At 72.8% G+C, this 22,765-nt stretch carries 29 protein-coding genes; 21 read left to right on the top strand and 8 right to left on the bottom strand.

From position 1 onward, the window contains the following. Positions 1-50: 50 nt before the first annotated feature. Together AMK18_RS08420 and AMK18_RS08425 are read right to left on the bottom strand one after the other, a co-directional pair. Positions 51-1,091 (bottom strand): LacI family DNA-binding transcriptional regulator, encoded by a 1,041-nt coding sequence (locus tag AMK18_RS08420; RefSeq protein ID WP_018101660.1) that lies wholly within the window; start codon positions 1,089-1,091, stop codon positions 51-53. Between the two features lie 24 nt (positions 1,092-1,115). Continuing rightward, positions 1,116-1,901, bottom strand: a complete 786-nt coding sequence (locus AMK18_RS08425; RefSeq protein ID WP_018101659.1) for a response regulator transcription factor — start codon at positions 1,899-1,901, stop codon at positions 1,116-1,118. Positions 1,902-2,141: 240 nt separating this feature from the next. Here AMK18_RS08425 and AMK18_RS08430 point away from each other — a divergent pair, with 240 nt between their 5' ends. The 8 genes from AMK18_RS08430 (at position 2,142) to AMK18_RS08465 (ending at position 7,447) form a co-directional block, all read left to right on the top strand. Next, on the top strand, positions 2,142-3,026 hold the full coding sequence (locus tag AMK18_RS08430) for an alpha/beta fold hydrolase (RefSeq protein WP_241836511.1): 885 nt from the start codon (positions 2,142-2,144) through the stop codon (positions 3,024-3,026). Between the two features lie 65 nt (positions 3,027-3,091). Continuing rightward, positions 3,092-3,346 (top strand): MoaD/ThiS family protein, encoded by a 255-nt coding sequence (locus AMK18_RS08435; protein WP_018101657.1) that lies wholly within the window; start codon positions 3,092-3,094, stop codon positions 3,344-3,346. Next, complete coding sequence (locus AMK18_RS08440; RefSeq protein WP_241836512.1) at positions 3,282-4,490, top strand: hypothetical protein; 1,209 nt, start codon at positions 3,282-3,284, stop codon at positions 4,488-4,490. Before AMK18_RS08435 ends, AMK18_RS08440 begins: the two co-directional genes overlap by 65 nt. 122 nt (positions 4,491-4,612) lie before the next feature. After that, entirely contained in the window at positions 4,613-5,308 is a 696-nt protein-coding gene (locus AMK18_RS08445) for an LmeA family phospholipid-binding protein (protein WP_018101655.1), read from the top strand. Positions 5,309-5,527: 219 nt separating this feature from the next. Then, positions 5,528-5,623: a putative leader peptide gene (locus AMK18_RS35670; RefSeq protein ID WP_376454079.1), complete on the top strand. Its 96-nt coding sequence runs from the start codon at positions 5,528-5,530 to the stop codon at positions 5,621-5,623. A 156-nt stretch (positions 5,624-5,779) separates the two neighbouring features. Continuing rightward, positions 5,780-6,625 (top strand): sulfurtransferase, encoded by an 846-nt coding sequence (locus tag AMK18_RS08455; RefSeq protein ID WP_018101654.1) that lies wholly within the window; start codon positions 5,780-5,782, stop codon positions 6,623-6,625. Between the two features lie 46 nt (positions 6,626-6,671). Continuing rightward, positions 6,672-6,959 (top strand): DUF1416 domain-containing protein, encoded by a 288-nt coding sequence (locus tag AMK18_RS08460; protein ID WP_018101653.1) that lies wholly within the window; start codon positions 6,672-6,674, stop codon positions 6,957-6,959. Between the two features lie 155 nt (positions 6,960-7,114). Then, positions 7,115-7,447, top strand: coding sequence for a DUF3099 domain-containing protein (locus tag AMK18_RS08465; protein WP_073862355.1), 333 nt, complete (start codon positions 7,115-7,117; stop codon positions 7,445-7,447). Positions 7,448-7,456: 9 nt separating this feature from the next. On the opposite strand, the gene AMK18_RS08470 is transcribed toward AMK18_RS08465, so the two are convergent. Further along, positions 7,457-7,819 carry a DsrE family protein gene (locus AMK18_RS08470; protein ID WP_018101651.1) on the bottom strand — a complete coding sequence of 121 codons (363 nt, stop codon included), beginning with the start codon at positions 7,817-7,819 and terminating at the stop codon, positions 7,457-7,459. Between the two features lie 107 nt (positions 7,820-7,926). Here AMK18_RS08470 and AMK18_RS08475 point away from each other — a divergent pair, with 107 nt between their 5' ends. The 6 genes from AMK18_RS08475 (at position 7,927) to ygfZ (ending at position 12,912) form a co-directional block, all read left to right on the top strand. After that, positions 7,927-8,784 carry a hypothetical protein gene (locus tag AMK18_RS08475; protein WP_073862356.1) on the top strand — a complete coding sequence of 286 codons (858 nt, stop codon included), beginning with the start codon at positions 7,927-7,929 and terminating at the stop codon, positions 8,782-8,784. Further along, complete coding sequence (locus AMK18_RS08480) at positions 8,781-9,602, top strand: hypothetical protein (RefSeq protein ID WP_018101649.1); 822 nt, start codon at positions 8,781-8,783, stop codon at positions 9,600-9,602. Before AMK18_RS08475 ends, AMK18_RS08480 begins: the two co-directional genes overlap by 4 nt. Continuing rightward, positions 9,599-10,504, top strand: a complete 906-nt coding sequence (locus tag AMK18_RS08485; RefSeq protein WP_073862357.1) for a hypothetical protein — start codon at positions 9,599-9,601, stop codon at positions 10,502-10,504. The genes AMK18_RS08480 and AMK18_RS08485 overlap by 4 nt, the downstream gene beginning before the upstream one ends. A gap of 259 nt (positions 10,505-10,763) precedes the next feature. After that, positions 10,764-11,336, top strand: a complete 573-nt coding sequence (locus AMK18_RS08490) for an FABP family protein (protein ID WP_073862358.1) — start codon at positions 10,764-10,766, stop codon at positions 11,334-11,336. A 48-nt stretch (positions 11,337-11,384) separates the two neighbouring features. Beyond that, positions 11,385-11,855 carry a Fur family transcriptional regulator gene (locus AMK18_RS08495; RefSeq protein WP_018101646.1) on the top strand — a complete coding sequence of 157 codons (471 nt, stop codon included), beginning with the start codon at positions 11,385-11,387 and terminating at the stop codon, positions 11,853-11,855. Between the two features lie 91 nt (positions 11,856-11,946). After that, positions 11,947-12,912: a CAF17-like 4Fe-4S cluster assembly/insertion protein YgfZ gene (ygfZ, locus tag AMK18_RS08500; RefSeq protein WP_073862359.1), complete on the top strand. Its 966-nt coding sequence runs from the start codon at positions 11,947-11,949 to the stop codon at positions 12,910-12,912. Between the two features lie 18 nt (positions 12,913-12,930). Here the strand turns inward: ygfZ and dtd are convergent, their stop codons facing one another. Then, the gene (gene dtd / locus AMK18_RS08505) at positions 12,931-13,380 is read right to left on the bottom strand and encodes a D-aminoacyl-tRNA deacylase (protein WP_073862360.1); all 450 of its coding nucleotides are present in this window, start codon (positions 13,378-13,380) and stop codon (positions 12,931-12,933) included. Between the two features lie 118 nt (positions 13,381-13,498). Between dtd and AMK18_RS08510 the strand changes: the two genes are divergently transcribed. The 3 genes from AMK18_RS08510 (at position 13,499) to AMK18_RS08520 (ending at position 16,493) form a co-directional block, all read left to right on the top strand. Beyond that, positions 13,499-14,128, top strand: a complete 630-nt coding sequence (locus AMK18_RS08510; RefSeq protein ID WP_198956966.1) for an RsiG family protein — start codon at positions 13,499-13,501, stop codon at positions 14,126-14,128. Between the two features lie 50 nt (positions 14,129-14,178). After that, positions 14,179-15,165 carry an asparaginase gene (locus tag AMK18_RS08515; protein WP_073862361.1) on the top strand — a complete coding sequence of 329 codons (987 nt, stop codon included), beginning with the start codon at positions 14,179-14,181 and terminating at the stop codon, positions 15,163-15,165. Between the two features lie 74 nt (positions 15,166-15,239). Then, entirely contained in the window at positions 15,240-16,493 is a 1,254-nt protein-coding gene (locus AMK18_RS08520; protein ID WP_073862362.1) for a GNAT family N-acetyltransferase, read from the top strand. A 6-nt stretch (positions 16,494-16,499) separates the two neighbouring features. On the opposite strand, the gene AMK18_RS08525 is transcribed toward AMK18_RS08520, so the two are convergent. Then, complete coding sequence (locus AMK18_RS08525; RefSeq protein ID WP_241836513.1) at positions 16,500-16,709, bottom strand: hypothetical protein; 210 nt, start codon at positions 16,707-16,709, stop codon at positions 16,500-16,502. Positions 16,710-16,766: 57 nt separating this feature from the next. After that, a complete protein-coding gene (locus tag AMK18_RS08530; RefSeq protein WP_073862364.1) occupies positions 16,767-17,393 on the bottom strand; it encodes a hypothetical protein in 627 nt (208 codons plus the stop codon). A 68-nt stretch (positions 17,394-17,461) separates the two neighbouring features. Between AMK18_RS08530 and AMK18_RS08535 the strand changes: the two genes are divergently transcribed. After that, positions 17,462-18,310 (top strand): alpha/beta fold hydrolase, encoded by an 849-nt coding sequence (locus AMK18_RS08535; RefSeq protein WP_073862365.1) that lies wholly within the window; start codon positions 17,462-17,464, stop codon positions 18,308-18,310. A gap of 81 nt (positions 18,311-18,391) precedes the next feature. Here AMK18_RS08535 and AMK18_RS08540 read toward each other — a convergent pair whose 3' ends face one another. After that, the gene (locus tag AMK18_RS08540; protein WP_073862366.1) at positions 18,392-19,093 is read right to left on the bottom strand and encodes an N-acyl homoserine lactonase family protein; all 702 of its coding nucleotides are present in this window, start codon (positions 19,091-19,093) and stop codon (positions 18,392-18,394) included. Positions 19,094-19,225: 132 nt separating this feature from the next. Between AMK18_RS08540 and AMK18_RS08545 the strand changes: the two genes are divergently transcribed. The 3 genes from AMK18_RS08545 (at position 19,226) to AMK18_RS08555 (ending at position 20,798) form a co-directional block, all read left to right on the top strand. Beyond that, complete coding sequence (locus AMK18_RS08545; protein ID WP_018101636.1) at positions 19,226-19,633, top strand: helix-turn-helix domain-containing protein; 408 nt, start codon at positions 19,226-19,228, stop codon at positions 19,631-19,633. Positions 19,634-19,683: 50 nt separating this feature from the next. Beyond that, the gene (locus tag AMK18_RS08550; protein WP_073862367.1) at positions 19,684-20,346 is read left to right on the top strand and encodes a hypothetical protein; all 663 of its coding nucleotides are present in this window, start codon (positions 19,684-19,686) and stop codon (positions 20,344-20,346) included. 116 nt (positions 20,347-20,462) lie between these two features. Beyond that, complete coding sequence (locus AMK18_RS08555) at positions 20,463-20,798, top strand: DUF2516 family protein (RefSeq protein ID WP_018101634.1); 336 nt, start codon at positions 20,463-20,465, stop codon at positions 20,796-20,798. Here AMK18_RS08555 and AMK18_RS08560 read toward each other — a convergent pair. Further along, positions 20,780-22,117, bottom strand: a complete 1,338-nt coding sequence (locus AMK18_RS08560) for a PP2C family protein-serine/threonine phosphatase (RefSeq protein WP_073862368.1) — start codon at positions 22,115-22,117, stop codon at positions 20,780-20,782. The two genes, AMK18_RS08555 and AMK18_RS08560, sit on opposite strands and share 19 nt — an antisense overlap. Positions 22,118-22,765 lie beyond the last annotated feature (648 nt).

Genomic DNA, 22,765 nt, shown 5'->3' on the forward strand with positions numbered 1-22,765 from the left:
GCCCTGAGAAGCCCGGCAGAACCTCGTATGCCCGATATAAAGCCCGGGGCTCAGGCGGAGGCCGGCGGCTCTCCGCAGCCGCACGAGCGGCGGACCACCAGCGCCGAGGGGAACTGCTTCAGCCGCTCGCGCCGCGACCCCGACACCCGCAGCGAGTCGTCCAGCACCAGGTCCACCGCCGCCCGCGCCATCGCCGGACGGTCCGAGGAGACCGTGGTGAGCGGCGGGTCGGTCAGCCCGGCCTCCTTGACGTCGTCGAACCCGGCGACGGCCAGCTCGCCCGGCACGTCGATGCGCAGCTCGCGCGCGGCCCGCAGCACGCCGATCGCCTGGTCGTCCGTGGCGCAGAAGATGGCCGGCGGCCTGTCCGGCCCGGCGAGCAGCTCCAGGGCCACCTGATAGGCGTCGTAGCGGTTGTACGGGGCCTGGAAGAGCCGGCCCTCCGTCGAGCGGCCCGACTCGTGCATCGCGCGCCGCCACCCCTCGACGTGGTCGGCGACCGGGTCACCGACCGCCGGGGTCTCCTCCGTACCGCCGAGGCAGGCCACATACGCGTTGCCGTGCTCCAGGAGGTGGCGGGTGGCGAGCTGGGCGCCGCCGATGTCGTCCGTGACGACCGCGACGTCGTCGATGGCCTCGGGCCGCTCGTGCAGCAGCACGACCCGGGCGTCCCACGCCTCTATCTCGGCGGCGGCGCGCTCGCTCGGGCCCTGGCTGACCAGGATGAGTCCGGAGACCCGCATGCCGAGGAAGGCCCGCAGGTAGTGGACCTCGCGCTCGTCGCGGTAGTCGGAGTTGCCGACGAGGACCATTTTCCCGCGCTCGGCGGCGGCCTGTTCGACCGCGTGCGCCATCTCCGCGAAGAACGGCTGCCGGGCGTCCGGCACGATCATCCCTATGAGATCGGTCCGCCGCGAGGCCATCGCCTGGGCGACCCGGTCGGGCCGGTAGCCCAGCTCCTTGATCGCGGCGAGCACCCGCTCGCGCGTGGCCGGGGCGACCGGCCGGGGTCCGTTGTTGATGACGTAACTGACCACTGCGGTCGACGTCCCCGCCAGTCTCGCCACATCGTCCCGCGTCACCTTGGCCACGCGCGGCAGTCTACGCGGATGGAACTACCTCTTGGCAGGCCGGACCGGGGCTTCTTCCGTGACCTCGGCTACGCGTGACTGCTCCGAACGGGTGACCTCCCGCTGGGCCGCCTTGGCCTCCTCCGCCGCCCGCTCGACCTTCTCGGGGGCGACGAACCGGTAGCCCACGTTCCGCACGGTCCCGATCAGCGACTCGTGCTCCGGGCCGAGCTTGGCGCGCAGCCGCCGTACGTGGACGTCGACCGTGCGCGTACCGCCGAAGTAGTCGTAGCCCCAGACCTCCTGGAGCAGCTGGGCGCGGGTGAAGACCCGGCCCGGGTGCTGCGCCAGGTATTTCAGCAGTTCGAATTCCTTGAAGGTCAGGTCGAGGACCCGGCCCTTGAGTTTCGCGCTGTACGTCGCCTCGTCCACCGAGAGGTCACCGTTGCGGATCTCCATCGGGGAGTCGTCGGCGGTGATCTGCTGGCGGCCGGTCGCCAGCCGCAGCCGGGCCTCGACCTCGGCGGGGCCCGCGGTGTCCAGCAGGACGTCGTCGATGCCCCAGTCGGCGGTGACGGCCGCGAGGCCGCCCTCCGTGACGACGAGGATCAGCGGACAGCCGGGCCCGGTGGACCGCAGCAGCTGGCAGAGCGAACGGACCTGGGGGAGGTCGCGGCGCCCGTCCACGAGGATCACGTCGGCCCCCGGGGTGTCCACGAGCGCGGGGCCCTCGGCGGGTGCGACGCGCACGCTGTGGAGCAGGAGACCGAGGGCGGGAAGCACCTCCGTCGACGGCTGGAGGGCATTCGTGAGGAGCAGCAGAGAACTCATCGCCGTCCACCTGCCCGGTTCGTCGGTCCTTGTTGGTGCACGGTCGGCTCGCCCATGACGTTCGGTCCTCCTCGTTCCCTGCGAGAGGGGCACTCCCGGGCGGGGGCCCGGGGGAGTATGCGGCTCTGCTTCGTACGGTCCCGCTGAGCTTGTCGAAACGTTGCCGTAACAACGTCCGGAAAGCACAAAAGGATCCGGGGGCTGCTTTGCCCGGATCCTCTTCACAGGAGAATAACCCACATGAGTTCTGTGTCAGAGGGGAGAATTCCGGATTTCGCTGTTCGCTCGGTCACGCGGGTGCCCCTGAGGGCCGCGTTGCGGGCGGATGACGGGACCTGGATCGAGGCGGTGTACGACCCGTGTACGGGGGATGACGGCGGGGATACGGCGATCGTCGTCGCACACGGATTCACCGGTTCGGTGGACCGCCCGGCGGTACGCAGGGCGGTGCGCACGTTCTCCCGGTACGCGGCGGTGGTGACCTTCTCCTTCCGGGGTCACGGCAGGTCCGGCGGGTTCTCCACGGTCGGCGACCGCGAGGTGCTGGACCTGGCGGCGGCGGTCGGCTGGGCGCGCTCGCTGGGACACCGGCGCGTGGTGACCGTCGGCTTCTCGATGGGCGGCTCGGTGGTGCTGCGGCACGGCGCGCTGTACGCCGCCCCGGGGGCGGACGACGGGGACGCCGGAGCGGACCGGGACGTTGCGGAGCGCGAGGGGCGCGTAGGGGCGCGTACGGGGGCGCATGCGGACGCGGTGGTGTCGGTGAGCGCCCCCGCGCGCTGGTACTACCGGGGGACGGCTCCGATGCGCCGCCTGCACTGGATGGTGACCCGGCCCGCCGGACGGCTCGTCGGGCGCTACGGCTTCCGCACGCGCATCCACCGCGAGGCGTGGGACCCGGTCCCGCTCTCCCCGGTGGAGGCCGCCGCCCTGATCGCCCCGGCCCCCCTGCTGCTCGTGCACGGCGACCGGGACCCGTACTTCCCGCTCGACCACCCCCGCATGCTCGCCGCCGCGGCGGGCGACGCGGCGGAGCTGTGGCTGGAGCGCGGCATGGGGCACGCGGAGAACGCGGCCGACGAGAGCTTGCTCACCCGCATCGCCGACTGGGTGGTGCGACGGTGAACCATGATGGGGGGCCGGTGTCCCCCGAACCGGCACCGGAGGAACGGAACGAAAGGAGCGCCGCCATGCCCGCGGGAACGATCCGTTACTGGGCCGCCGCCAAGGCCGCGGCCGGGACCGCGGAGGAGCCGTACGCCGCCGCGACCCTCAAGGAGGCGCTCGACGCGGTGCGCGAGCGGCACCCCGGCGAGCTGAGCAGCGTCCTGCGCAGGTGCTCGTTCCTCATCGACGGCGATCCCGTCGGTACCCGGAGCCATGAGACCGTACGCCTTGCCGAGGGCGGCACGGTCGAGGTGCTCCCGCCGTTCGCAGGAGGGTGAACCCCAGCACATGAGCAACGATCAGCAACAGCCGCAGTACGGGTACGGCCAGGGCCCGGAACAGCAGCCGCAGTACGGGTACGGGCAGGACCCGCAGCAGCAGTACGCGTACGGCCAGGACCAGCAGCAGTACGGCTATCCGCAGCAGGGGTACCCCCAGCAGGCGTACCCGGACCCCGCGGCCGGGCAGCCGGACCAGGGCGCCACGCAGACCTGGCAGGGGCAGACCTGGGACACGCAGTACCAGCCGCCGGTCACCGGCTCCTACCCGCTGCCGCCCGAGGTCCACGCGGAGCCCGCGCCGCCCGAGCCCGTGGCGCCCGTGCCGCCCGCCGCCGCTTCCGGCGCCGACGGGTACAGCGCGCCCACCACCCTCGGCAACGCCCGGATCACCGACGCGCAGCGCGCCCGGGCCGAGGGGCGTTCCCCGATCATCGCGCCGGGAATCCAGCCGGCCGCGATCACCGCGGTGCTCGGGCTGCTGCTGGCGCTCGGCGCGGCGATCGGTTCGTACGCGCTGGCCGTGCCGCTGGTGCTGCTCCAGGCGGTGACGGCGGCGGGCTGGTTCCGGCTGAACGGCATGTGGCCGGCCCGGCAGGGCATCGCGCTGGCGTTCGCCGGCGGCCTGGTCGCCGATGTGGCGCTGCTCGCGGCGGGCCGGGAGAACGGTCCGGCCGCGATCATCGGCACGCTGGGCGTCTGGGTGCTGCTCACCGTGGTCCTCCAGCTGCGCAGCCGGGCCGGGGCGGACGAGCGGATGCAGGGCCTCATGGCCACCGTCGCGTCGGCCGCCCTCGCGGTGCTGGCGGCCGGCCACCTCGCGGCCGTCCCGGACGCCGTGACGGTGGGCGCGGTCGCGGTCGCCGCCGCCGTGCTCGTACGGGCGCTGCCGCTGCCCGCGCCGGTGTCCGTGGTGGCCGCGCTGGCCGTCGCGGCGGGTGCGGGAGCGGTGGCGGGGGGTTTCACGGACCTGGGTGCGAAGGGGGCGCTGCTGGGCCTCGCCGCCGGGGTCTGCGCGCTGATCGGGCTGCGGGTCGCGAGCTATGACTACCCGTCACGCTTCGTGCACATGACGGCGGGTGTGGCCCTGCCGCTGACCGCGGCCGCGCCGGCCGTCTATGTGCTGGGGCGCGTGCTGACGTAGTCCCGTACGCCTGGAATCCGTACCGTTCCCTCCGCATGGCGAGGCCCTCCACGGGGAACCGTTGGGGGGCTTTCGCACGTCGATCACGCCGTACGGACGGCAGGGTGGGGGGAAGGACAGGCATGCGTGCACTGCGAATATGGGTCATCGCCCTGGTGATCCTGGCGGCGTTGTTCGTGGCCGTGGACCGGGTGGCGGTGTACATCGCCGAGTCGCAGGCCGAGGACCGGGTGGAGATCCCGGGCGCGCAGATCGGCTCCACCGACATCTCCGTCAAGGGCTTCCCGTTCCTCACCCAGCTCGCCGGCTCGGAGCTGGACGAGGTCGACGTGAAGATCACCGGCATCGAGACCCGCGCCGGGGGGCGCACGCTGCGGATCTCCACGATGAACGCCGAACTGCACGACGTGCGCCTGACCGACGGCTTCTCCGGCGCCACCGCCGCCCGTGCCACCGGGACGGCCGTCATCTCGTACGAGGACCTGACCAAGGCCGCCAGCGACGGCGTCAAGGTCGAGTACGGCGGCAAGAACAAGGTGAAGGTGACCGGGACGGTCGCCGTCCCCTTCCTGGGGCGCCCGGTCTCGCGCAGCGTCCTGTCCACCGTCACCCTGCTCGACGGCCGCACCGTCCGCGTCCACGCGGACAAGGTGCCGGGTGAGGGCATCCCCGGCCTGGAGAAGCTGATCCGCGAGAAGACCGACTTCGAGCGCGAGGTCGGCGGGCTGCCGAACGGCCTGAAGCTGGAGAGGATCCAGCCGACCGAGGACGGCCTGGAGATATCGGTGACCGGCACCGAGGTGCGCCTGGCGGGATGACCGGGCCCGTGCGTGGGCAGGGATGAGTGGCCCGGCCACATAGTGAGACGGACCGGTCCGGTCCGCAGATGGCGGACCGCCCGGGCGCCTCGCGCGACGGTGCCGGGCCGGTGTCGTAGCGGCAGCCGTTCCGCATTGCGGACGATCCTGTCTCAGCATGCGACACGGCGGTGACATGTCCGCCCGTACGTCCCTACGATCGGTCCCATGCAGTGCTCTATGGGCGGCCTCCCTCGGGGTGGCCAGGCGGATCTCACGAAGCGGCGGGCAGTGGACCTGTGCCGCGTCGCCGCCATGCTCTGTCGCACTGTCTGAGCGGGACGCCCGGTTTCCCGCATTCCCCAGGCCCTTCGACCGCACGTCGGGGCCATCGCGCATGCCGCCCGTGGATACGGGCCCGCGCCCCGCACATCCGCATCACGCACGACCCGTGCACCATCTCGCCGCAGACTGCCCCGGAGGAGAAACACAATGAGCCGCAGTGACGTCCTGGTAGACGCCGACTGGGTCGAGGCCCACATCGACGACCCGCAGGTCGCCATCGTCGAGGTCGACGAGGACACCTCCGCGTACGAGAAGAACCACATCAAGAACGCGATCCGGATCGACTGGACCAAGGACCTCCAGGACCCGGTCCGCCGCGACTTCATCGACCAGGCCGGTTTCGAGGCGCTGCTGTCCGCGAAGGGCATCGGCAACGACACCACGGTCGTTCTCTACGGCGGCAACAACAACTGGTTCGCGTCCTACGCGTTCTGGTACTTCAAGCTCTACGGCCACCAGGACGTCCGCCTGCTCGACGGCGGCCGCAAGAAGTGGGAGCTCGACTCCCGCGACCTCGTGGACGGCGACCAGGTCCCGTCCCGCCCGGCCACGCAGTACCAGGCCCAGCCGCAGGACGAGTCGATCCGCGCCTACCGCGACGACGTCGTGAAGGCCATCGGCAACCAGAACCTGGTCGACGTGCGGTCGCCCGACGAGTTCAGCGGCAAGCTGCTCGCCCCGGCGCACCTCCCGCAGGAGCAGTCGCAGCGCCCCGGCCACGTGCCGAGCGCCCGCAACATCCCGTGGTCGAAGAACGCCAACGACGACGGCACCTTCAAGTCGGACGACGAGCTGCGCGCCCTCTACGAGGCCGAGCAGGTCGACCTGTCGAAGGACACCATCGCGTACTGCCGCATCGGCGAGCGCTCCGCGCTCACCTGGTTCGTGCTGCACCAGCTGCTCGGCCAGGAGAACGTCAAGAACTACGACGGTTCGTGGACCGAGTACGGCTCCCTCGTCGGCGTGCCGATCGAGCTCGGCGCCAACAAGTAATCCGTACGACCGGACCTGCACGACCCCCGACCAGAAGGACTGAACCATGTGTGGAGCAAAGGCCGGCGGCCCCGACGCTTCGACCATCAAGCCCGGTGAGACCACCATCCAGGGCAGCGTGACCCGCGACGGCGAGCCCGTCACCGGCTACGTCCGCCTGCTGGACTCGACCGGCGAGTTCACCGCCGAGGTCCCGACCTCGGCGACCGGCCAGTTCCGCTTCTACGCGGCCGAGGGCACCTGGACCGTTCGCGCCCTCGTCCCCGGTGGCACCGCGGACCGCACGGTCGTCGCGCAGACCGGTGGCCTGGCCGAGGTGGCCATCGCCGTCTAGCACGACCGTCGGCACCGCCGACGACCGGCCGAAGGGCCGTACCCCAGGGGGTTTGGACGCTTGCCTGGCACGGGTACGGCCCTTCGTGCTGCCCCGGTGAAGTGCGGGTTCTCCCAGGACCGGCCGAGCGGGCCGATCGGGCCTACGCTGGACTCATGTACCGCCGACGCCGGCGCGCCTACTTCGTACTGATGGGCGTATGCCTCGTCCTCTTCGTCTCGGCCTGGGCCTTCGTGAGGCTCTGGTCGATGCCGGCCGCCATCGCGATGTGCGTGGTCGCGATGGTGATTCCGCCCGTCGCGGCGATGGTCGGCAACCGCAAAGGGCCCGAGGACCGTTGGTGGGACGAGCCCGGCGGGCAGGAGCAGCAGCAGCCGCCGCCCCGCGACGCGAGGACCGGCAAGGACGGCGGCTCGGCCGGCGCCACCGGTGATCCGGAGTCGGACGCGTGGTGGGACGAGCTGGACGGCCGGAAGCGGCGCGGCTGAGCGGTTCGCTCAGTAGACGAGCGCCTGCACCCCGTCGGCCATGATCTCGCTGACGAAGACCTGCGCCCCGGCGATCCGCACGCCCTCCAGGACGTCCTCCTCGGTGATGTCGCGGCGGGCCGCGCACTGCGTGCACAGCGTGATCCGGCCGCCCGCCTGGATGGACTCGATCAGGTCCGGCAGCGGTGCGGCGTGCGGCAGTTCGAACTCGGCGGCGCGGCCCGGCAGGGCGAACCACGCCGATTCCCCGGTCAGCCAGAGCGAAACCTCCACCCCGCTGGCGACGGCCACCGCCGCCACCGTGAACGCCTGCGAGCAGCGCTCGGCGGAGTCGGCACCTGCGGTCACCTTGATCACGAGCTTCTTCGGCATATACGGAACTGTAATCCTCGGCCGCACAACCCCACCCCGTACCTGTGGGTCAGTTGTGTGCGCGGATAACGGAATCCGTGCTTCAAGGTCTCGTGGGGGGACCCATTTTGCATCCGAAAGACAGCGTTTCCGACGGGCAGCCCGAGCCGCCCGTCGATGCGGCCGAGGCGGCCGAGGTGGGGGAGCGTCCGGAGGCCGCGGCGGAGCCCGTCGTGGAGCCCGCCGCCGTCGCCGTGAAGCGGCGCCCGCGCGGGCGTACGACCCTGATCATCGCCGCCGCGGCCGTGCTCGGCATCGCCGGCGGCGTCGCGACCGGTTACACCGTCCAGGCCGACCGCGCCCCGACTCCGCTCGCCGCGCTCTCGCAGCCGGGCCTGGCGTACCCGGCGAAGGCCCTGCCCGCCGGCAAGGCGCCCGACCCGCTGCCGGCCTCGCAGGACCGCCGGGTCCGCACGGAGGGGGACCTGCGCAAGCTGATCGTGCCCCGGCCGAAGGGCTGGCAGGAGGACAAGGCCCTGACCGCCCTCACCCAGGACGGCTGGCTGGGCGCGGCGGACTACGCCATGAACTTCGAGAACGAGGACTACATGTACGGCGACCTCCTCGACCAGGGGCTCCGCCGCGTCGCGGGCACGTCCTGGAAGAAGGGCGAGTACCGCGCGGCCGACGTGTACCTGGTGCAGTTCCGCTCGGGCGCCGCGGCCGCCGCGCACGCCGAGGACCAGCGCTCGTACATGCCCGACGAGAAGAGCGCCGGTAACGAGGGCACCGCCATCAAGGGCAGTGCGGAAGGCCGCTACTACCTCTTCCCGGCCGAGCGCAAGGCCGGATACCTGCCCTTCTACCAGGCCAGGGCGATCTTCAGCCGGGGCGACGTGATGGTCGACATCCACATCTACGACAGCGCGCCGATCAGCAAGAAGGACATCCGGACGCTGGCCGAGCGACAGCTGGAGCGCCTGTGAACGACGACCACACCACCGAGCCCGTTCCGCCGGTGAACGACGGCAACCCCTTCGCGGCGCCCGCTCCCGTGAGCCGGGGCAGGGCGCGCCGGGTGGTCCTCACGGTCCTCCCCGTCGTGCTGGTGCTCGCCGCGGTCGGCGGCGCCGCCGCGTACACGAAGGCCACCGTCGACGGCGCGGACCGCGCGGTCCCGACGCAGCTGTGGCAGAAGCCCGCCCACGAACCGGCCAAGGACCCCGCCGGGGACCTGGTGCGGGGCAGGGCCGACACCGAGCTGAGCAAGCTGCTGCTGCCCGTCCCGGCCGGCTACCGGCTCGGCCCGGACTCCGGCACGTACGGCAACGACGCCGAGGTCAGCGGAGCCGCGGCCACTGCCGAGATGAAGGACGGCGGGCGCGGCCTGTCGGGCCGGCAGCGGCGCGACTTCGAGAAGCGGATCGACAAGCTCCGCATCCAGGGCCTGGCGGTCCGCACCTACGCCTCGCACGACAACGACCTGGTCATCGACACCCAGCTGGTCCGGATGAAGGACAAGAAGGCCGTCCGGGACCTCTACACCTTCCGGCACGAGCTCTTCGACAGCATCGACGTCCTGCGCGACGGCCCGAAGATCGCCGGCCACACGAAGAACGCCTCCTGCTTCCTCGACCCGAAGGACGACGAGCGGCGGATCGAGGGCATGTTCTGCATGGCGTACGAGGGCGAGGTGATGGTCACCTTCTCGGCGTCGGGCATCGAGCCGTTCCGCAAGTCGGCCGTCGCCGAACTGGTGAAGGACCAGCTGAAGCACATCACGTCCCCGGGGGAGTACGTATGACCGAGCAGACGGCCGCGCCCGCGACCGGTCCGGAGCCCGAGGCGCCGGTCTCCGCAGCCCCCGAGCCCCCGCGGCTTCCGGAGCTCCCGGAGCTTCCGCCCCTGCCGCCCCTGCCCCCGGCCCCCGTGCCGCAGGGCCCCCGGCCGCCGCGCCGGGTGCTGCGGGCCGTGGCGCGGTGGACCGCCGCCGTGCTGGTGTTCGGCGCGGCCGGAGCGGGTACGGCGTACGGCATCACCTCGATGGAGCGCACCGACGTACCCGGTCTCGCCACCGAGGACGACGGGCGCTGGGACTACCCCCGGCTCACCCTGCCCGCGCTCCCGGCGGACAAGCCGCGCCCCTACAGCGACGGCAACCCGTCCGAGATCCACCACGCGGACCTGCGCGAGCTGCTGCTGCCCGCCCCGGCCGGGGCCACGGTGGACAAGAAGCTCAAGGGCGGCTGGGTGAACAACGAGCAGTTCGCCTCCGAGTTCGCCGAGGGCGGGCGCGCCGGGATCGGCGAGACGCTGCGCGAGGGCACCCTGCGGCACATCGCGGCCCGCGGCTGGACCATGCCCGACGGCACGTCGAACCGGATCTACCTGCTCCAGTTCAGCTCGGCGGACGACGCGGACGCGTACCGCGACGACCGCTTCATCGGGGCGTCGGCCGGGGACGACCTGCTCGGCGCGGACGAGATGGAGCTCGACGAGAGCTGGAAGGGCGGCGGGAAGGTGGACGCCACGGCCTCGTACGTGTTCAGCGAGCCGAAGCCCTACGGCGCCGCGCAGGTGCGGACGGGCTTCGTCATCGCGGGGGACACGCTCGCCGTGGTCGTCCAGTCCCGCAAGGGCGCTGCCGGGACGCCCGGCGTGCCGTTCCACCAGACGCTGATCCTCCAGAACCAGCTGCTGGGCTGACCGGCCCCGGAACGGCGGGACCGGGCCCCACCTATTAGGCTGGGGCCCGGTCCTGTACTGCCCTGTACTGCCGCCAAACCGCTCGTCCGAGGAGCCCCCCGTGCTTGAGGCATTCTTCTCCGCCCTGCTGGTCCTGGTCTGCGTCGGCGTCCTCGCCTTCGCCGCCGTGACCGTGAAGAAGCTGTACCAGGGTCAGCGCTGACCACCTCCCCGTTCCCGGCGTTCCCGCCTCCCGCCTCACAGATCGACTGAGCCGCTCATGATCGAGATCCCGTCCGACCTCCACCCGGACCTCGTCCCGCTGGCCTTCCTCCTGGGCAACTGGGTGGGCGCGGGAGTCTCCGACTTCCCGGGCGCCGAGAAGTGCAACTTCGGTCAGGAGGTCACGTTCCGCCACGACGGCCGTGACTTCCTGGAGTACACCTCGCACTCCTGGGTCCTCGACGCGGACGGCAACAAGTCCCGTCCGCTGGAGACCGAGACCGGCTACTGGCGCATCGACAAGGACCGCAAGGTCGAGGTCGTCATGGCCCGCGACCAGGGCGTCATCGAGATCTGGTACGGCGAGCTGGCCGACAAGAAGCCGCAGATCGACCTGGTCACCGACGCGGTGGCCCGTACCGCGGCCTCCGGCCCGTACAGCGGTGGCAAGCGGCTCTACGGCTATGTGAACAGCGACCTGATGTGGGTCGGCGAGAAGGCGACGCCCGAGGTCGAGCTGCGGCCGTACATGTCGGCGCACCTGAAGAAGACCGTCACGCCCGAGGAGGTCGAGGCGATGGCCAAGAGCCTCGGTGACCTGCCGGACGACGGGATCGCCTTCTTCAAGTAGCCGCCGTTTCCGCCGAGTAGCCGTCCGCCCGGACCTACACTGGGGGCTGTGGTGAGCACCGACTGGAAGACCGATCTCCGGAAGCGCGGTTACCGGCTGACCCCGCAGCGCCAGCTGGTCCTGGAGGCCGTCGACACGCTCGAACACGCGACGCCCGACGACATCCTCTGCGAGGTGCGCCGGACCGCGTCGGGCGTGAACATCTCGACGGTCTACCGGACGCTGGAGCTCCTGGAGGAGCTGCAGCTGGTCAGCCACGCCCATCTGGGGCACGGCGCTCCCACGTACCACCTGGCCGACCGCCACCACCACATCCACCTGGTGTGCCGGGACTGCACGGACGTGATCGAGGCCGACGTGAGTGTCGTCGCGGAGTTCACCGAGAAGCTGCGCGGCGCGTTCGGGTTCGAGACGGACATGAAGCACTTCGCGATCTTCGGCCGCTGCGCCGACTGCACGGCGAAGGCGGCGAAGGACGACCCGGACGCCGCCGCTCCGGCCCCGGCGGACGAGGCCTGAGGCACGGGGCGGCCACGGCCTGAGGCATCGGGCCGCCGGGCCCCGGGGCACCGGGCGGCCGAGGTCCGAAAACCAGTCGTACGCTGGTCGCATGAAGAGCCCCCTGCTGTCCCTGCCCGGCGCCGTCCCCGCCGAGGGCCGCGACGAAGGCGTCGCCGCGCACTACGGCGACCTGTTCCGCGAGCAGCGCGCCCTCGCCGACGGTTCGGGCCTGGTCGACCTCTCGCACCGCGGCGTCGTCGCCGTCACCGGCAGCGACCGGCTGGCCTGGCTGCACCTCCTGATCACGCAGCACGTGACCGAGCTCGCCCCGGGCCAGGCCACCGAAGCGCTCATCCTCAGCGCGAACGGCCACATCGAACACGCCCTGTATCTCGTGGACGACGGCGAGACGGTGTGGATGCACGTCGAACCGGGTACGCAGGGCGACCTCATCGCGTACCTGGAGTCGATGAAGTTCTTCTACCGGGTGCAGGTCGCCGACCGCACCGAGGACTTCGCGGTGGTGTACCTCCCGGCCGGCTCGATCGCCGAGGTCCCGGACGGGGCCGTCGTACGGGAGACGCCGCACGGCCGCGACCTGTTCCTGCCGCGCGCCGGTCTTGAGGCGTACGCGGCGGAGCACGGCCCGGTCGCCGGGGTGCTGGCCTACGAGGCGCTGCGCGTGGAGGCGCACCGGCCGCGGCTCGGCTTCGAGACCGACCACCGCACCATCCCGCACGAGCTGGGCCTGATCGGCGTCGCCGTGCACCTCCAGAAGGGCTGCTACCGGGGTCAGGAGACCGTCGCCCGGGTGCACAACCTGGGGAAGCCGCCGCGCCGCCTGGTCTTCCTGCACCTGGACGGCAGCGAGGTCCACCTGCCGGGCCCCGGCACCCCGGTCCGGCTCGCGTCGGACGGGCCGGAGGGCCGCCAGCTGGGCTTCGTCACCACCTCCGCCCGCCACCACGAGCTGGGTCCGATCGCCCTCGCCCTGGTGAAGCGGAACGTGGCGGTCGACGCGCAGCTGCTGGCCGGGGACACGGCGGCGGCGCAGGAGACGGTGGTCGAACCGTAGGAGCTCCGGGGGCGGGGTTCAGACCTCGACGATGACGGTGAACGGGCCGTGGTTGGTGAGCGAGACGCGCATGTCCGCCCCGAACCGGCCCGTCTCCACCGTCGCCCCGAGCGCCCGCAGCCGCGCCACCACCTCGTCCACCAGCGGCTCGGCGACCTCGCCGGGCGCGGCGGCGTTCCAGGTGGGGCGGCGGCCCTTCCGGGCGTCCCCGTAGAGGGTGAACTGCGAAATCACCAGAAGCGGCGCATTCACGTCGGAGCAGGACTTCTCGCCCTCCAGAATGCGGACCGACCAGAGCTTCCGGGCGAGCTGCGCCGCCTTCTCCGGGGTGTCGTCGTGGGTCACCCCCACCAGCACACACAGGCCCTCGCCGGTTATCTCCCCGACGACGCGGGAACCGCCGTCGCCGTCCGCGGCGTCCGCCACCGTGACGCTCGCACCATCCACCCTCTGTACCACTGCACGCATACAGACCAACCTATCTTGGGCCGAACGGGTACAGAGCAACCTCAGAAGGCCCCTCGGGGTGGCACGATGCTCGGGAGGCGGTGCGCCGACGCACCGGGTCGAGGGGATGGACACAAGCATGAGCACCCATGGAACCGGGCAGTCCCCGGGCGCAGTGCCGGTCGCGCGCCCCGGTGCCGGCAGCAGCACGGGCAACGGTACGAGCATCAGCACCATGCGCCCACCCGTACAGCGGACCGGGCAGGGCGACGACACCGGCGACGGAGCGGCCCGGGCCGAACTGACCGCCCTGCGCCTGCCGGAGCTGCGCGCGCTGCGCCGCGACGCCCAGCGCGACGAGGCCGACCTCAGCTATGTGCGGCGGCTCGTGCAGGGGCGGATCGACATCCTGCGGGCCGAGCTGGCCCGGCGCCGGGACCCGGAGTCGCCGGTGGTGGACCGGCTGTCGGAGATCCTCGCCGACGCCCCGTCGCCGCAGCGCTCGTCCGCCCGGCACGTCACGCTGTCCACGCCGCGCAGCGACGAGTACCGCAAGCTCGCCGCCGAGACGCTGGCCGAGGTGGAGCTGTCCGACCTCGACGCCCGGACGGACGAAGAGCTGCACACCGCGATGGGGCGGCTGGTCCGCTACGAGCAGCAGGTTTCCCGGCGCCGGCACCGGCTCCAGCGCACGGCGGACGGTTGCGGCGCGGAGATCGCCCGCAGGTACCGTGACGGGGAAGCACAAGTAGACGACCTGCTCGCCTGAGGCGATCCCTCCGGGGACGGGCGGGTCCCTCCCGTCCCCGGAAGGCCACCATGACCTCCAGCGCAGCCCGCACCCCCGCCATATCCGACCCGGCCCCCGGCCTGCCCGTGCTGGCGGAGGTCGTGCGGTCCGGTTTCACCGAGGGCCACCACCGGGGCTCGCTGGTCGTGCTGGCCGCCGACGGCAGCGTGGAGCTGTCCCTGGGCGACCCGATGGCGCCGGTCTTCCCGCGCTCCTCCAGCAAGCCGATGCAGGCGGCGGCGGTGCTGCGGGCCGGGCTCGACCTGGCGGGGGAGCGGCTGGCGCTGGCCGCCGCGAGCCATTCCGGCGAGGACTTCCACCTCGATCTCGTACGCAAGATGCTCACCGAGCACGGACTGTCGCCCGAGGACCTTCAGACCCCGCCGGACCTGCCGCTGGACGCGGTGGAGGCCGAGGCGTATCTCGCCGCCGGCCGTGTCCGCGAGCGCATCACGATGAACTGCTCCGGCAAGCACGCGGCGATGCTCGCCGTCTGCGCGCGCAACGGCTGGGACATGGACGGCTACCTGGACCCGGCGCACCCCCTCCAGCAGCTGGTGCACCAGGTCGTGGAGGAGGCCGCGGGCGAGGAGGTCGCCGCCGTCGGCACGGACGGCTGCGGGGCACCGCTGATGGCGATCTCGCTGGTGGGCCTGGCGCGCGCGTTCCGCGGTTTCGTCACGGCCGAGCCGGGTACGGCGGAGCGCCGGGTGGCCGACGCGATGCGGGCGCACCCGGAGTACGTGGCGGGCACCCGGCGCCCCGACACCTGGCTGATGCGCGAGGTGCCCGGCACCCTGTCGAAGATGGGCGCGGAGGCCGTGCAGGCGGTGGCCCTGGCGGACGGCCGGGCCCTGGCCTTCAAGATCGATGACGGCTCCACCCGGGCACTGGGCCCGGTCCTGGCCCGGGCGCTGGGGCTGCTGGGGATCGACGCCCCGGTGGTCGGGCGGATCGGCCGGGCGCCGCTGCTGGGCGGCGGGGTGGAGGTGGGGGAGATCCGGGCGGCTTTCTGAGCCCCGGCTCTTCCCGCGCGCACGGGCGCCAAAACCGGGCGACATCCCGTAGTGCGCTGCCTAGCGTGGGGCGCATGAACGCCCTCGATATCCGTACCGTCACCCCGTTCGAGTTCCCCGACTGGCTGCGCGCCCTGAACACCGGCTTCCTCAGGCCGCCCACACCGCCGGAGGAGGAGGTGTCGGGGCGCCTGGCGTACATGGACCTCTCGCGTACGCGCGGGGCGTTCGACGCGGGGCGGTGCGTGGCCACGTTCCGTTCCTTCGCCCAGGAGCTGACGGTGGTCGGCGGTGCCACCGTGCCGACCGACGCGGTCACCAACGTCACCGTCTCGCCGACCCACCGGCGACGCGGTCTGCTCTCGCGGATGATGGCGGCGGACCTCGCGGAGGCGAAGGAGGGCGGGGACGTGGCGGCGACGCTGATCGCCGCCGAGTACCCGATCTACGGCAGGTACGGCTTCGGCCCGGCGGCCCAGGCGACCGTGTGGGAGGTCGACGTCCACCGCACGGGCCTCGACCCGCACCGCAGGGTCCCGGCGGACGGGGACGGCGGCCGGATCGACCTGGTGGACGGCGCGGAGGTCCGGAAGCTGGGCCCCGTACTGCACGACCGGCTGCGGGCCCGGCAGCACGGGGCGGTCAGCCGGGACGACCGCTGGTGGAACCTGCTCACGGGACAGCAGCTCTTCCCGCACGACCACTGGACCGAACCCTTCTACGCTGTGTACCGGGGCGCGGACGGCACGGTCGACGGCCTGCTGATCTACCGCGCCGACGACAACTGGGGCGACGCGAAGCAGCCGCTGAACGGTGCGAAGGTGCGCGACATGATCGCGGTGACCCCGGCGGCGGAGCGCGCGCTCTGGCACTTCCTGTGCTCGGTGGACTGGATCTCCACCATCCGTACCGGCATCCGCCCGGCGGACGACCTGCTCCCGCTGCTGCTGCCGGACCCGCGCGCGGCGCGTGTGGTGACGCAGGCGGACTTCCTGTGGGTGCGCGTCCTGGACGTCGTACGCGCCCTTGAGGCCCGTACCTACGCGGTGCCCGGGTCGCTGGTCCTGGAGATCCGGGACGCGGCGGGCTTCGCGGCCGGCCGCTTCCACCTGGACGCCACCCCGGACGGCGCCACCTGCGCGCCGACGACGCGCTCGGCGGACCTGGCGCTGGACGTCCGGGAGCTGGGGACGCTCTGGCTGGGCGACGAATCGGCCCTGCGGCTGGCGGCGCTGGGGCTGGTGGAGGAGCTGACCCCGGGCGCGACGGCGAAGGCGGACGCGGTGTTCCGGGCGGCGCGGCGGGCCTGGTGCCCGGACGTGTTCTGAGGCGGGTCAGCCCCGGCGCCACCAGCGGAGGAACGCCCTCCCGGGGCTCCGGGGCCCTTGGGCTCGGCGCGTGCGCGGCAGGGCGTCCAGGGGCCGCCACGCGTCGTCGGGCGAGGCCATCGGCGCCTGCCGGTCCGCCTGTGCGCGGATCTCGTAGTACGACTCGTGGGCGGTCGCCCGGAACGCCTCGTCGCACGCGGCCAGCGCGGCCCCCATCGCCGATCCGGCCGGCCCGCGCCGCCGGGCCCGTACGGCCAGCAGGCCGAGCAGGCCCTAGGGGTGGGAGGGCAGGTCGTCGCCACCCCGGAGCCGGTCTAGTTGCAGGCGGTGGGCGAGCGTACGGCGTACGGACGCGGAGCCGGGCGGCGTGCCGGCGGTCCGTGACGGCACGTCGAGCGCACGGCTGATCTCGTCGTACGCGGCCCGGTGCGCCGCCAGCCCGTCCCCGTACCGCCGCAGGTCCTCCTCGACGAGCCGCCGCAGCGCGTCGGTGTTCTCGGGCGTCAGGCGCTGCCGGCCGCGCGCGAGGGCCTCGACGACGGGGTGACAGCGCGCGGCCGAGCCGTACGTCTCCGCGATGTCCTCGGCGACGCCCCACAGTCGCCCCTCCAGCCACGGGGGGTCGCCCTGCCCGAGCGCGAGGCCGAGGGGCCGGGCCGGTCCGGCGTCGCGGTGTTTGACCACCTGCTTGGAGACGGCGGGCTGGCTCATCCCGGTGAGACGGGCGATGCGCTCCTGGGTCCAGCCGAGGTCGGCGAGCACCTTGACCATCTCGGTGCGCAGCCGACGCGCCTCCTCGCCCGCGCGGATGACCTCGTTCATCCCGGCGAGCATGCGCGCGGCCTGCGCCTCGGTGAGCGCGGGGGAGCTGTTCTTCTGCTGCGTCGGATCGCCTGCCACAACCCAGTTATATACCGGGACCCCATAACCAGGTTGTACAACCCGGTTATTACTGTCACTCTGCCCTCATGACCACGCACACCTTCACCGCGCCCGACGGCACCCTGCTCGCCTACCGGACGTACGGGGACGGCCCCGGCGACCCGGTCGTCTGCGTGCCTGGCGGTCCGGCCGACTCCCGCTATCTGGGCGACCTCGGCGGACTGTCGGCCCACCGCCGCCTCGTCGTCCCCGACCTGCGGGGCAACGGCGGCTCGGCGGTCCCGGCGGACGTCTCCACGTACCGCTGCGACCGCCTGGCCGAGGACGTGGAGGCGCTGCGCCGCCACCTCGGGCTCGACCGCGTCGATCTGCTCGGCCACTCCGCCGGGGCGAACATCGCGGTGCGGTACGCGGAGCGCCACCCGGACCGGATCGGCGGGCTGGCCCTGATCGCCCCGAGCACGCGGGCGGTCGGCATCGACGTCACCGGGGACGAGCGGCGGGCGCTCGCGCGGCTGAGGAGCGGCGAACCGTGGTTCCCGGCGGCCTTCCCCGCGCTGGAGGCGATCACACGCGGGAACGGCACGGACTGGGAGGCCGTCGAGCCGTTCTTCCACGGCCGCTGGGACGACGCGGCCCGCCGCTTGCAGGCGCTCGGCCGCCCCGGCAACCCGGAGTCCGTCGCCCTCTTCGGCGCCGAGGGGGCGTTCGATCCGCCGGCCACCCGCAAGGCCCTCGCCTCTCTCACCGCGCCCGTCCTGCTGCTGGCCGGCGCGTACGACCTGAACAGCCCGCCACGTGCGGTGACCGCGTTCGCCGAACTGTTCCGGGACGCCGCGCTCGTCGTGCAGCCGGGGGCGGGGCACTATCCGTGGGCGGACGACGCGGAGGCGTTCGGGGCGGTGGTGGCGGGGTTCCTCGGGGGGCGCGGCTGAGGAGGAGGACGGGCTCCACTGTGAGGACCGCCCGCTGTGCCTCCGTACCGTCCAGGAGCCATGTACGGGTCTCCGGCTCGTTCAGGACCGGCCCGGCTCCCAGACCGAGCAGTCGTGCGCGAAGAGCACACGGCGCGGGTCGAAGTCGGCCAGCCGGTCCAGCCAGGGCCGATACGGCGGAAGCGGCGGCTCCACGCCGTCCAGCGCCGCCTGGCGCGCCAGCTGGTCGGACGCGAAGTGGGAGGCGAAGTCGTGCGCCTGCCCGGCGAGGACCACCGTGCCGTCGCTCTGCCGGACCACCAGCGACTGGTGCCCGTCGGTGTGCCCGGGCGTCGGAACGATCCGGACTCCTGGCCAGATCTCGGCTTCGCCGCTGACTTCCTCGTACACCGCACCCGGAAAGTCGATCAGCGCGTCGACGGTGTAGTCGCCCGCGCGGGCGGTGGCCAGTTCGACGTCCTGGACCAGGATGGGCCGGCCGCCCAGGAGGGGGTTCCCGCCGCAATGGTCGAAGTGCAGATGGCAGTTGACGACCAGGGAGATGTCGTCGAGCCCGACCCCGGCTCCCGACAGGGCCTCCCGCAACGCCCGCCGCCGGGGCCGGTAGTGCGCCTCGGTCTCCGGACCCGCGTCACCGATACCGGTATCGAAGAGGATCAGCCCCTTCTCGTGCCGGACCAGGTAGCCGAGGACGGGCTCGACGCGCGGCTGCGGGCCGCCCGTCTCCGAGGCGGGCCGGACGAAGTACCCGAGGTCGAGGCGGCGTAACGACACGTTTCCCATCCACCCATCCTGCCGGTCCGGGGCCGCCGCTCGCCGGGGACGATGGGCAGGCCGGTCTCGCAGGCGAGTAACGTGGAACACTTTTGCAAGCGGCTGCTTGCAAAAGTTAGCAAGGGTAGGCAGCATCGAGGCATGGCCTCACTCAACGTCGGCAATCTCGGCGAGTATCTGCGGGAGCAGCGCCGCAGTGCGCAGCTCTCCCTGCGGCAGCTCGCCGATGCCGCCGGCGTGTCCAACCCCTACCTCAGCCAGATCGAGCGCGGGCTGCGCAAGCCGAGCGCCGAGGTGTTGCAGCAGGTCGCCAAGGCGCTGCGCATCTCCGCCGAGACCCTGTACGTACGGGCCGGGATTCTGGACGAGCGGCAGCAGGACGAGCTGGAGACGCGGGCGGTGATCCTCGCCGATCCGTCGATCAACGAGCGCCAGAAGAGCGTGCTGCTCCAGATCTACGCGTCCTTCCGCAAGGAGAACGGGTTGGACGACGAGGCCGGGGCAGACGCTCCTTTCAATGCCGACGGCAGTGCTGCCGATACAGCTTGAGAGCTCCATCACCCTCACACCCAGTCTGATGATCCGGGAGGACCACAGTCATGGCCATCACCGATGACCTGCGCAAGACCCTCACCGACCCGACCCCCCTCTACTTCGCCGCCGGCACCGCCGACCTCGCCGTGCGCCAGGCCCGCAAGGTGCCCGCGCTGCTCGACCAGCTGCGGGCCGAGGCCCCGGAGCGGATCGAGGCGGTACGGAACACCGACCCCAAGGTCGTGCAGGAGAAGGTCACCGAGCAGGCCCGGGAGGCGCAGTCCGTTCTCCAGGCCAAGGTCACCGAGGTGATCGGCGCCTTCGACACCGACCTGAAGAAGCTCGGCGAGAACGCCCAGGACCTGGCGCTGCGTGGGGTGGGCGTCGCCGCCGAGTACGCCGTACGGGCCCGGGAGACGTACGAGAAGGTCGCCGAGCGCGGCGAGCGCACCGTGCGGACGTGGCGGGGCGAGACCGCCGACGAGATCGTGGAGATCGCCGTCGTCGTGGAGCCGCGCAAGGAGTCCGAGCCGGCTGCCGCGCCGAAGCCGGCCGCCCCCGCGAAGGCCGCTCCCGCCGCGAAGCCGGCCGCCGTCAAGCCCGCCACCACGGCCAAGCCGGCCGCCGCGAAGCCGAAGCCCGCCGCCGCTGCCAAGCCCGCCGCCGCCAAGAAGGCTCCGGCGCGGAAGCCCGCCGCGAAGAAGGCCACCCCGCCCTCCGGCAAGTAGCACCGATGCCCCCGGCAGGTGTGCCGGGGCGGCGGGCGGGCACATTCCGGGTGGCCCGTTCGTTGTCCCGGTACCTTGGCCGCGAGGCGCTTTCACCCGACTAGGCGGTGCACATCATGTTGCTCGACGGCTTCAACTCGTTCCTCGGGCTGCTCTCCGCGGCCATGCTCGTCCTCGCCGTGGTCGCGCTGGTCATGGCCCTGATGGCCCGCGAGGACGCCTACCGCGCCGCGGACAAGCAGAAGAAGTCCTTCTGGCTGATCATTCTCGGCATCGTGGTCGCGGTGAACCTCTGGCCCATCTTCATCTTCCTGCAGATCGCCGGGCTGATCGCCACCATCGTCTTCTTCGTGGACGTACGGCCCGCCCTCAAGGCCGTCAGCGGCGGTGGCCGCCGACGCGGCGGATCCAGCAGCGACGGCCCGTACGGGCCCTACAACGGCGGGCGCTGAGCCGCCGCCGGTGAGGCCGGGCGCGGGCGCGGGATGTTCACGCTCCGCGCGCCGACCGGGGGCCGGGACCGGGCGGTGTCCTGGTCGCGGTCGAGCAGCAGGACCGCGACGTCGTCCGTCAGCTCGCCGCCGTTCAGCTCCCGCACCTGGGTGACCGCCGCCTCCAGCAGCTCCTCGCCGGTCAGGCCCTCGGCGAGCTGCCGGTTGATCATCGCCACCATGCCGTCCTGGCCGAGGCGCTGCGTGCCGTCGCCGACGCGGCCCTCGATCAGGCCGTCCGTGTACATCATCAGGCTCCAGGCGCCGCCCAGCTCCACCTGCCGACGCGGCCACCGCGCACGCGGCAGCAGGCCCAGGGCCGGTCCGCCGTCCTCGTACGGGAGCAGCTGCGCCGCCCGTCCGTGGCGGGCGATCAGCGGCGCGGGGTGCCCGGCCAGGCACAGGCCAGCGCGGCGGCCGTCCGGGGCGATGTCCACCGTGCAGAGCGTCGCGAAGATCTCCTCGCTTTCCCGCTCGTGCTCCAGGACCTCCTGGAGCGTGGACAGCAGCTCGTCGCCGCACAGCCCCGCCAGCGTCAACGCGCGCCACGCTATGCGCAGTTCCACGCCGAGCGCGGCCTCGTCCGGGCCGTGGCCGCAGACGTCGCCGATCATCGCGTGCACCGTGCCGTCCGGGGTGCGGACGGTGTCGTAGAAGTCCCCGCCCAGCAGCGCGCGGCTGCGGCCCGGGCGGTAGCGCGCCGCGAAGCGCAGGTCGGAGCCGTCGAGGAGCGGGGTCGGGAGCAGCCCGCGTTCCAGCCGGGCGTTCTCCTGGGCGCGCAGTCGGGACTCGGTGAGCTGGTGCTGTGCGACGTCGGCCCGTTTGCGTTCGACGGCGTAGCGGATGGCCCGGCTCAGCAGCCTGCTGTCCAGCTCGCCCCGGAAGAGATAGTCCTGCGCGCCCACCCGGACCGCCTCGGCGGCCAGCTCGGCGTCGTCCTCCGCGGTGAGGGCGAGGACGGCGTGCCGGGGTGCGATCCGCAGGACGTGCTTGAGCGTCGCGAGGCCGTCCTGCTCGCCCTCGCCGTCGCCCCGCGCCTCGGCGCCGGCCGGCAGGGCCAGGTCGAGCAGGATGCAGTCCACGTCGTCGGTGAGGAGCCGGCCCGCCTCGGTGAGGTTCCGGGCGGCACGGATACGGACCCGGGCACCGGCCGCGGTGGAGAGCTCCGGAGCGGTGAAGGTGCCCGCCGGGTCGTCCTCGATCACGAGGAGGGTGAGGCCGGCGCCGGAGCTGTTCTCCGCAGCGGGCGCGGAACACGGCTGCGGTACGGGTACGGGCATCGGTTCGGGTTTCCTTCCCTCCCCCCGAGGGCGCGGCGGAGCGACGAACGACGTCCCGCCAGACGGGGACCATAGCGGTCCGGACCAGGGGAACGGAATGCCGACCCGCCCGCCACGCCTGGCATATGCACCGCCATAAGCCGCGTCCCACCACGGATCAGGCACGGTGGGCCGCGCGGAGGCGGCCGATCCCGACATGACAAAGGTCACCCCACCCGGGCCCTGCGGGGTCGGCTGCGCCGACGCGCATGCGTCGAGGGCCCGGCCCGGGACGCGCGCCCGCAGGCGCCAGGCCGAGCGGAAGCCCCCGCAGCTCCGAGGCACCCGCCTGCCGGTCCCGACGGCCGCGCTGCCGCGTCCCGGTCGCGGTGCCGCCCCCGCCCGGGCGCAACCGCCCCGCCGGGGGCGAACTGCGTCCGGCGTGCCGCCGCGTCCCGGCTCCGGCGCCTCGCGCGCCCGGGCGCGCCGCTGCCTCCCTGGGCTAGGTGTCAGTGCCTCGCCCGCCCGGGCGCAGCCGCCCCGCCAGGGGCACCCGCGTCCGGCGTGCCGCCGCGTCCCGGCTCCCGCGCCTCGCCCGACCAAGCGCGGGTCGCCCCGCCAGGGGCAACGGGTCCGACGCGCGGCGGCGCGCCCCCGCATCGGTACGGG

This window comes from Streptomyces sp. CB01249 (assembly GCF_001905735.1).
GTDB lineage: Bacteria > Actinomycetota > Actinomycetes > Streptomycetales > Streptomycetaceae > Streptomyces.

What these genes read in the sequence shown, in the direction of transcription:
- AMK18_RS08425 (WP_018101659.1), bottom strand. Translation starts at nt 1,901, where the DNA reads ATGAGTTCTCTGCTGCTCCTCACGAATGCCCTCCAGCCGTCGACGGAG.
- AMK18_RS08430 (WP_241836511.1), top strand. Translation starts at nt 2,142, where the DNA reads ATGAGTTCTGTGTCAGAGGGGAGAATTCCGGATTTCGCTGTTCGCTCG.
- AMK18_RS08435 (WP_018101657.1), top strand. Translation starts at nt 3,092, where the DNA reads ATGCCCGCGGGAACGATCCGTTACTGGGCCGCCGCCAAGGCCGCGGCC.
- AMK18_RS08440 (WP_241836512.1), top strand. Translation starts at nt 3,282, where the DNA reads ATGAGACCGTACGCCTTGCCGAGGGCGGCACGGTCGAGGTGCTCCCGC.
- AMK18_RS08445 (WP_018101655.1), top strand. Translation starts at nt 4,613, where the DNA reads ATGCGTGCACTGCGAATATGGGTCATCGCCCTGGTGATCCTGGCGGCG.
- AMK18_RS35670 (WP_376454079.1), top strand. Translation starts at nt 5,528, where the DNA reads ATGGGCGGCCTCCCTCGGGGTGGCCAGGCGGATCTCACGAAGCGGCGG.
- AMK18_RS08455 (WP_018101654.1), top strand. Translation starts at nt 5,780, where the DNA reads ATGAGCCGCAGTGACGTCCTGGTAGACGCCGACTGGGTCGAGGCCCAC.
- AMK18_RS08460 (WP_018101653.1), top strand. Translation starts at nt 6,672, where the DNA reads ATGTGTGGAGCAAAGGCCGGCGGCCCCGACGCTTCGACCATCAAGCCC.
- AMK18_RS08465 (WP_073862355.1), top strand. Translation starts at nt 7,115, where the DNA reads ATGTACCGCCGACGCCGGCGCGCCTACTTCGTACTGATGGGCGTATGC.
- AMK18_RS08470 (WP_018101651.1), bottom strand. Translation starts at nt 7,819, where the DNA reads ATGCCGAAGAAGCTCGTGATCAAGGTGACCGCAGGTGCCGACTCCGCC.
- AMK18_RS08485 (WP_073862357.1), top strand. Translation starts at nt 9,599, where the DNA reads ATGACCGAGCAGACGGCCGCGCCCGCGACCGGTCCGGAGCCCGAGGCG.
- AMK18_RS08490 (WP_073862358.1), top strand. Translation starts at nt 10,764, where the DNA reads ATGATCGAGATCCCGTCCGACCTCCACCCGGACCTCGTCCCGCTGGCC.
- ygfZ (WP_073862359.1), top strand. Translation starts at nt 11,947, where the DNA reads ATGAAGAGCCCCCTGCTGTCCCTGCCCGGCGCCGTCCCCGCCGAGGGC.
- dtd (WP_073862360.1), bottom strand. Translation starts at nt 13,380, where the DNA reads ATGCGTGCAGTGGTACAGAGGGTGGATGGTGCGAGCGTCACGGTGGCG.
- AMK18_RS08510 (WP_198956966.1), top strand. Translation starts at nt 13,499, where the DNA reads ATGAGCACCCATGGAACCGGGCAGTCCCCGGGCGCAGTGCCGGTCGCG.
- AMK18_RS08515 (WP_073862361.1), top strand. Translation starts at nt 14,179, where the DNA reads ATGACCTCCAGCGCAGCCCGCACCCCCGCCATATCCGACCCGGCCCCC.
- AMK18_RS08520 (WP_073862362.1), top strand. Translation starts at nt 15,240, where the DNA reads ATGAACGCCCTCGATATCCGTACCGTCACCCCGTTCGAGTTCCCCGAC.
- AMK18_RS08525 (WP_241836513.1), bottom strand. Translation starts at nt 16,709, where the DNA reads ATGGGGGCCGCGCTGGCCGCGTGCGACGAGGCGTTCCGGGCGACCGCC.
- AMK18_RS08535 (WP_073862365.1), top strand. Translation starts at nt 17,462, where the DNA reads ATGACCACGCACACCTTCACCGCGCCCGACGGCACCCTGCTCGCCTAC.
- AMK18_RS08540 (WP_073862366.1), bottom strand. Translation starts at nt 19,093, where the DNA reads ATGGGAAACGTGTCGTTACGCCGCCTCGACCTCGGGTACTTCGTCCGG.
- AMK18_RS08545 (WP_018101636.1), top strand. Translation starts at nt 19,226, where the DNA reads ATGGCCTCACTCAACGTCGGCAATCTCGGCGAGTATCTGCGGGAGCAG.
- AMK18_RS08550 (WP_073862367.1), top strand. Translation starts at nt 19,684, where the DNA reads ATGGCCATCACCGATGACCTGCGCAAGACCCTCACCGACCCGACCCCC.
- AMK18_RS08555 (WP_018101634.1), top strand. Translation starts at nt 20,463, where the DNA reads ATGTTGCTCGACGGCTTCAACTCGTTCCTCGGGCTGCTCTCCGCGGCC.
- AMK18_RS08560 (WP_073862368.1), bottom strand. Translation starts at nt 22,117, where the DNA reads ATGCCCGTACCCGTACCGCAGCCGTGTTCCGCGCCCGCTGCGGAGAAC.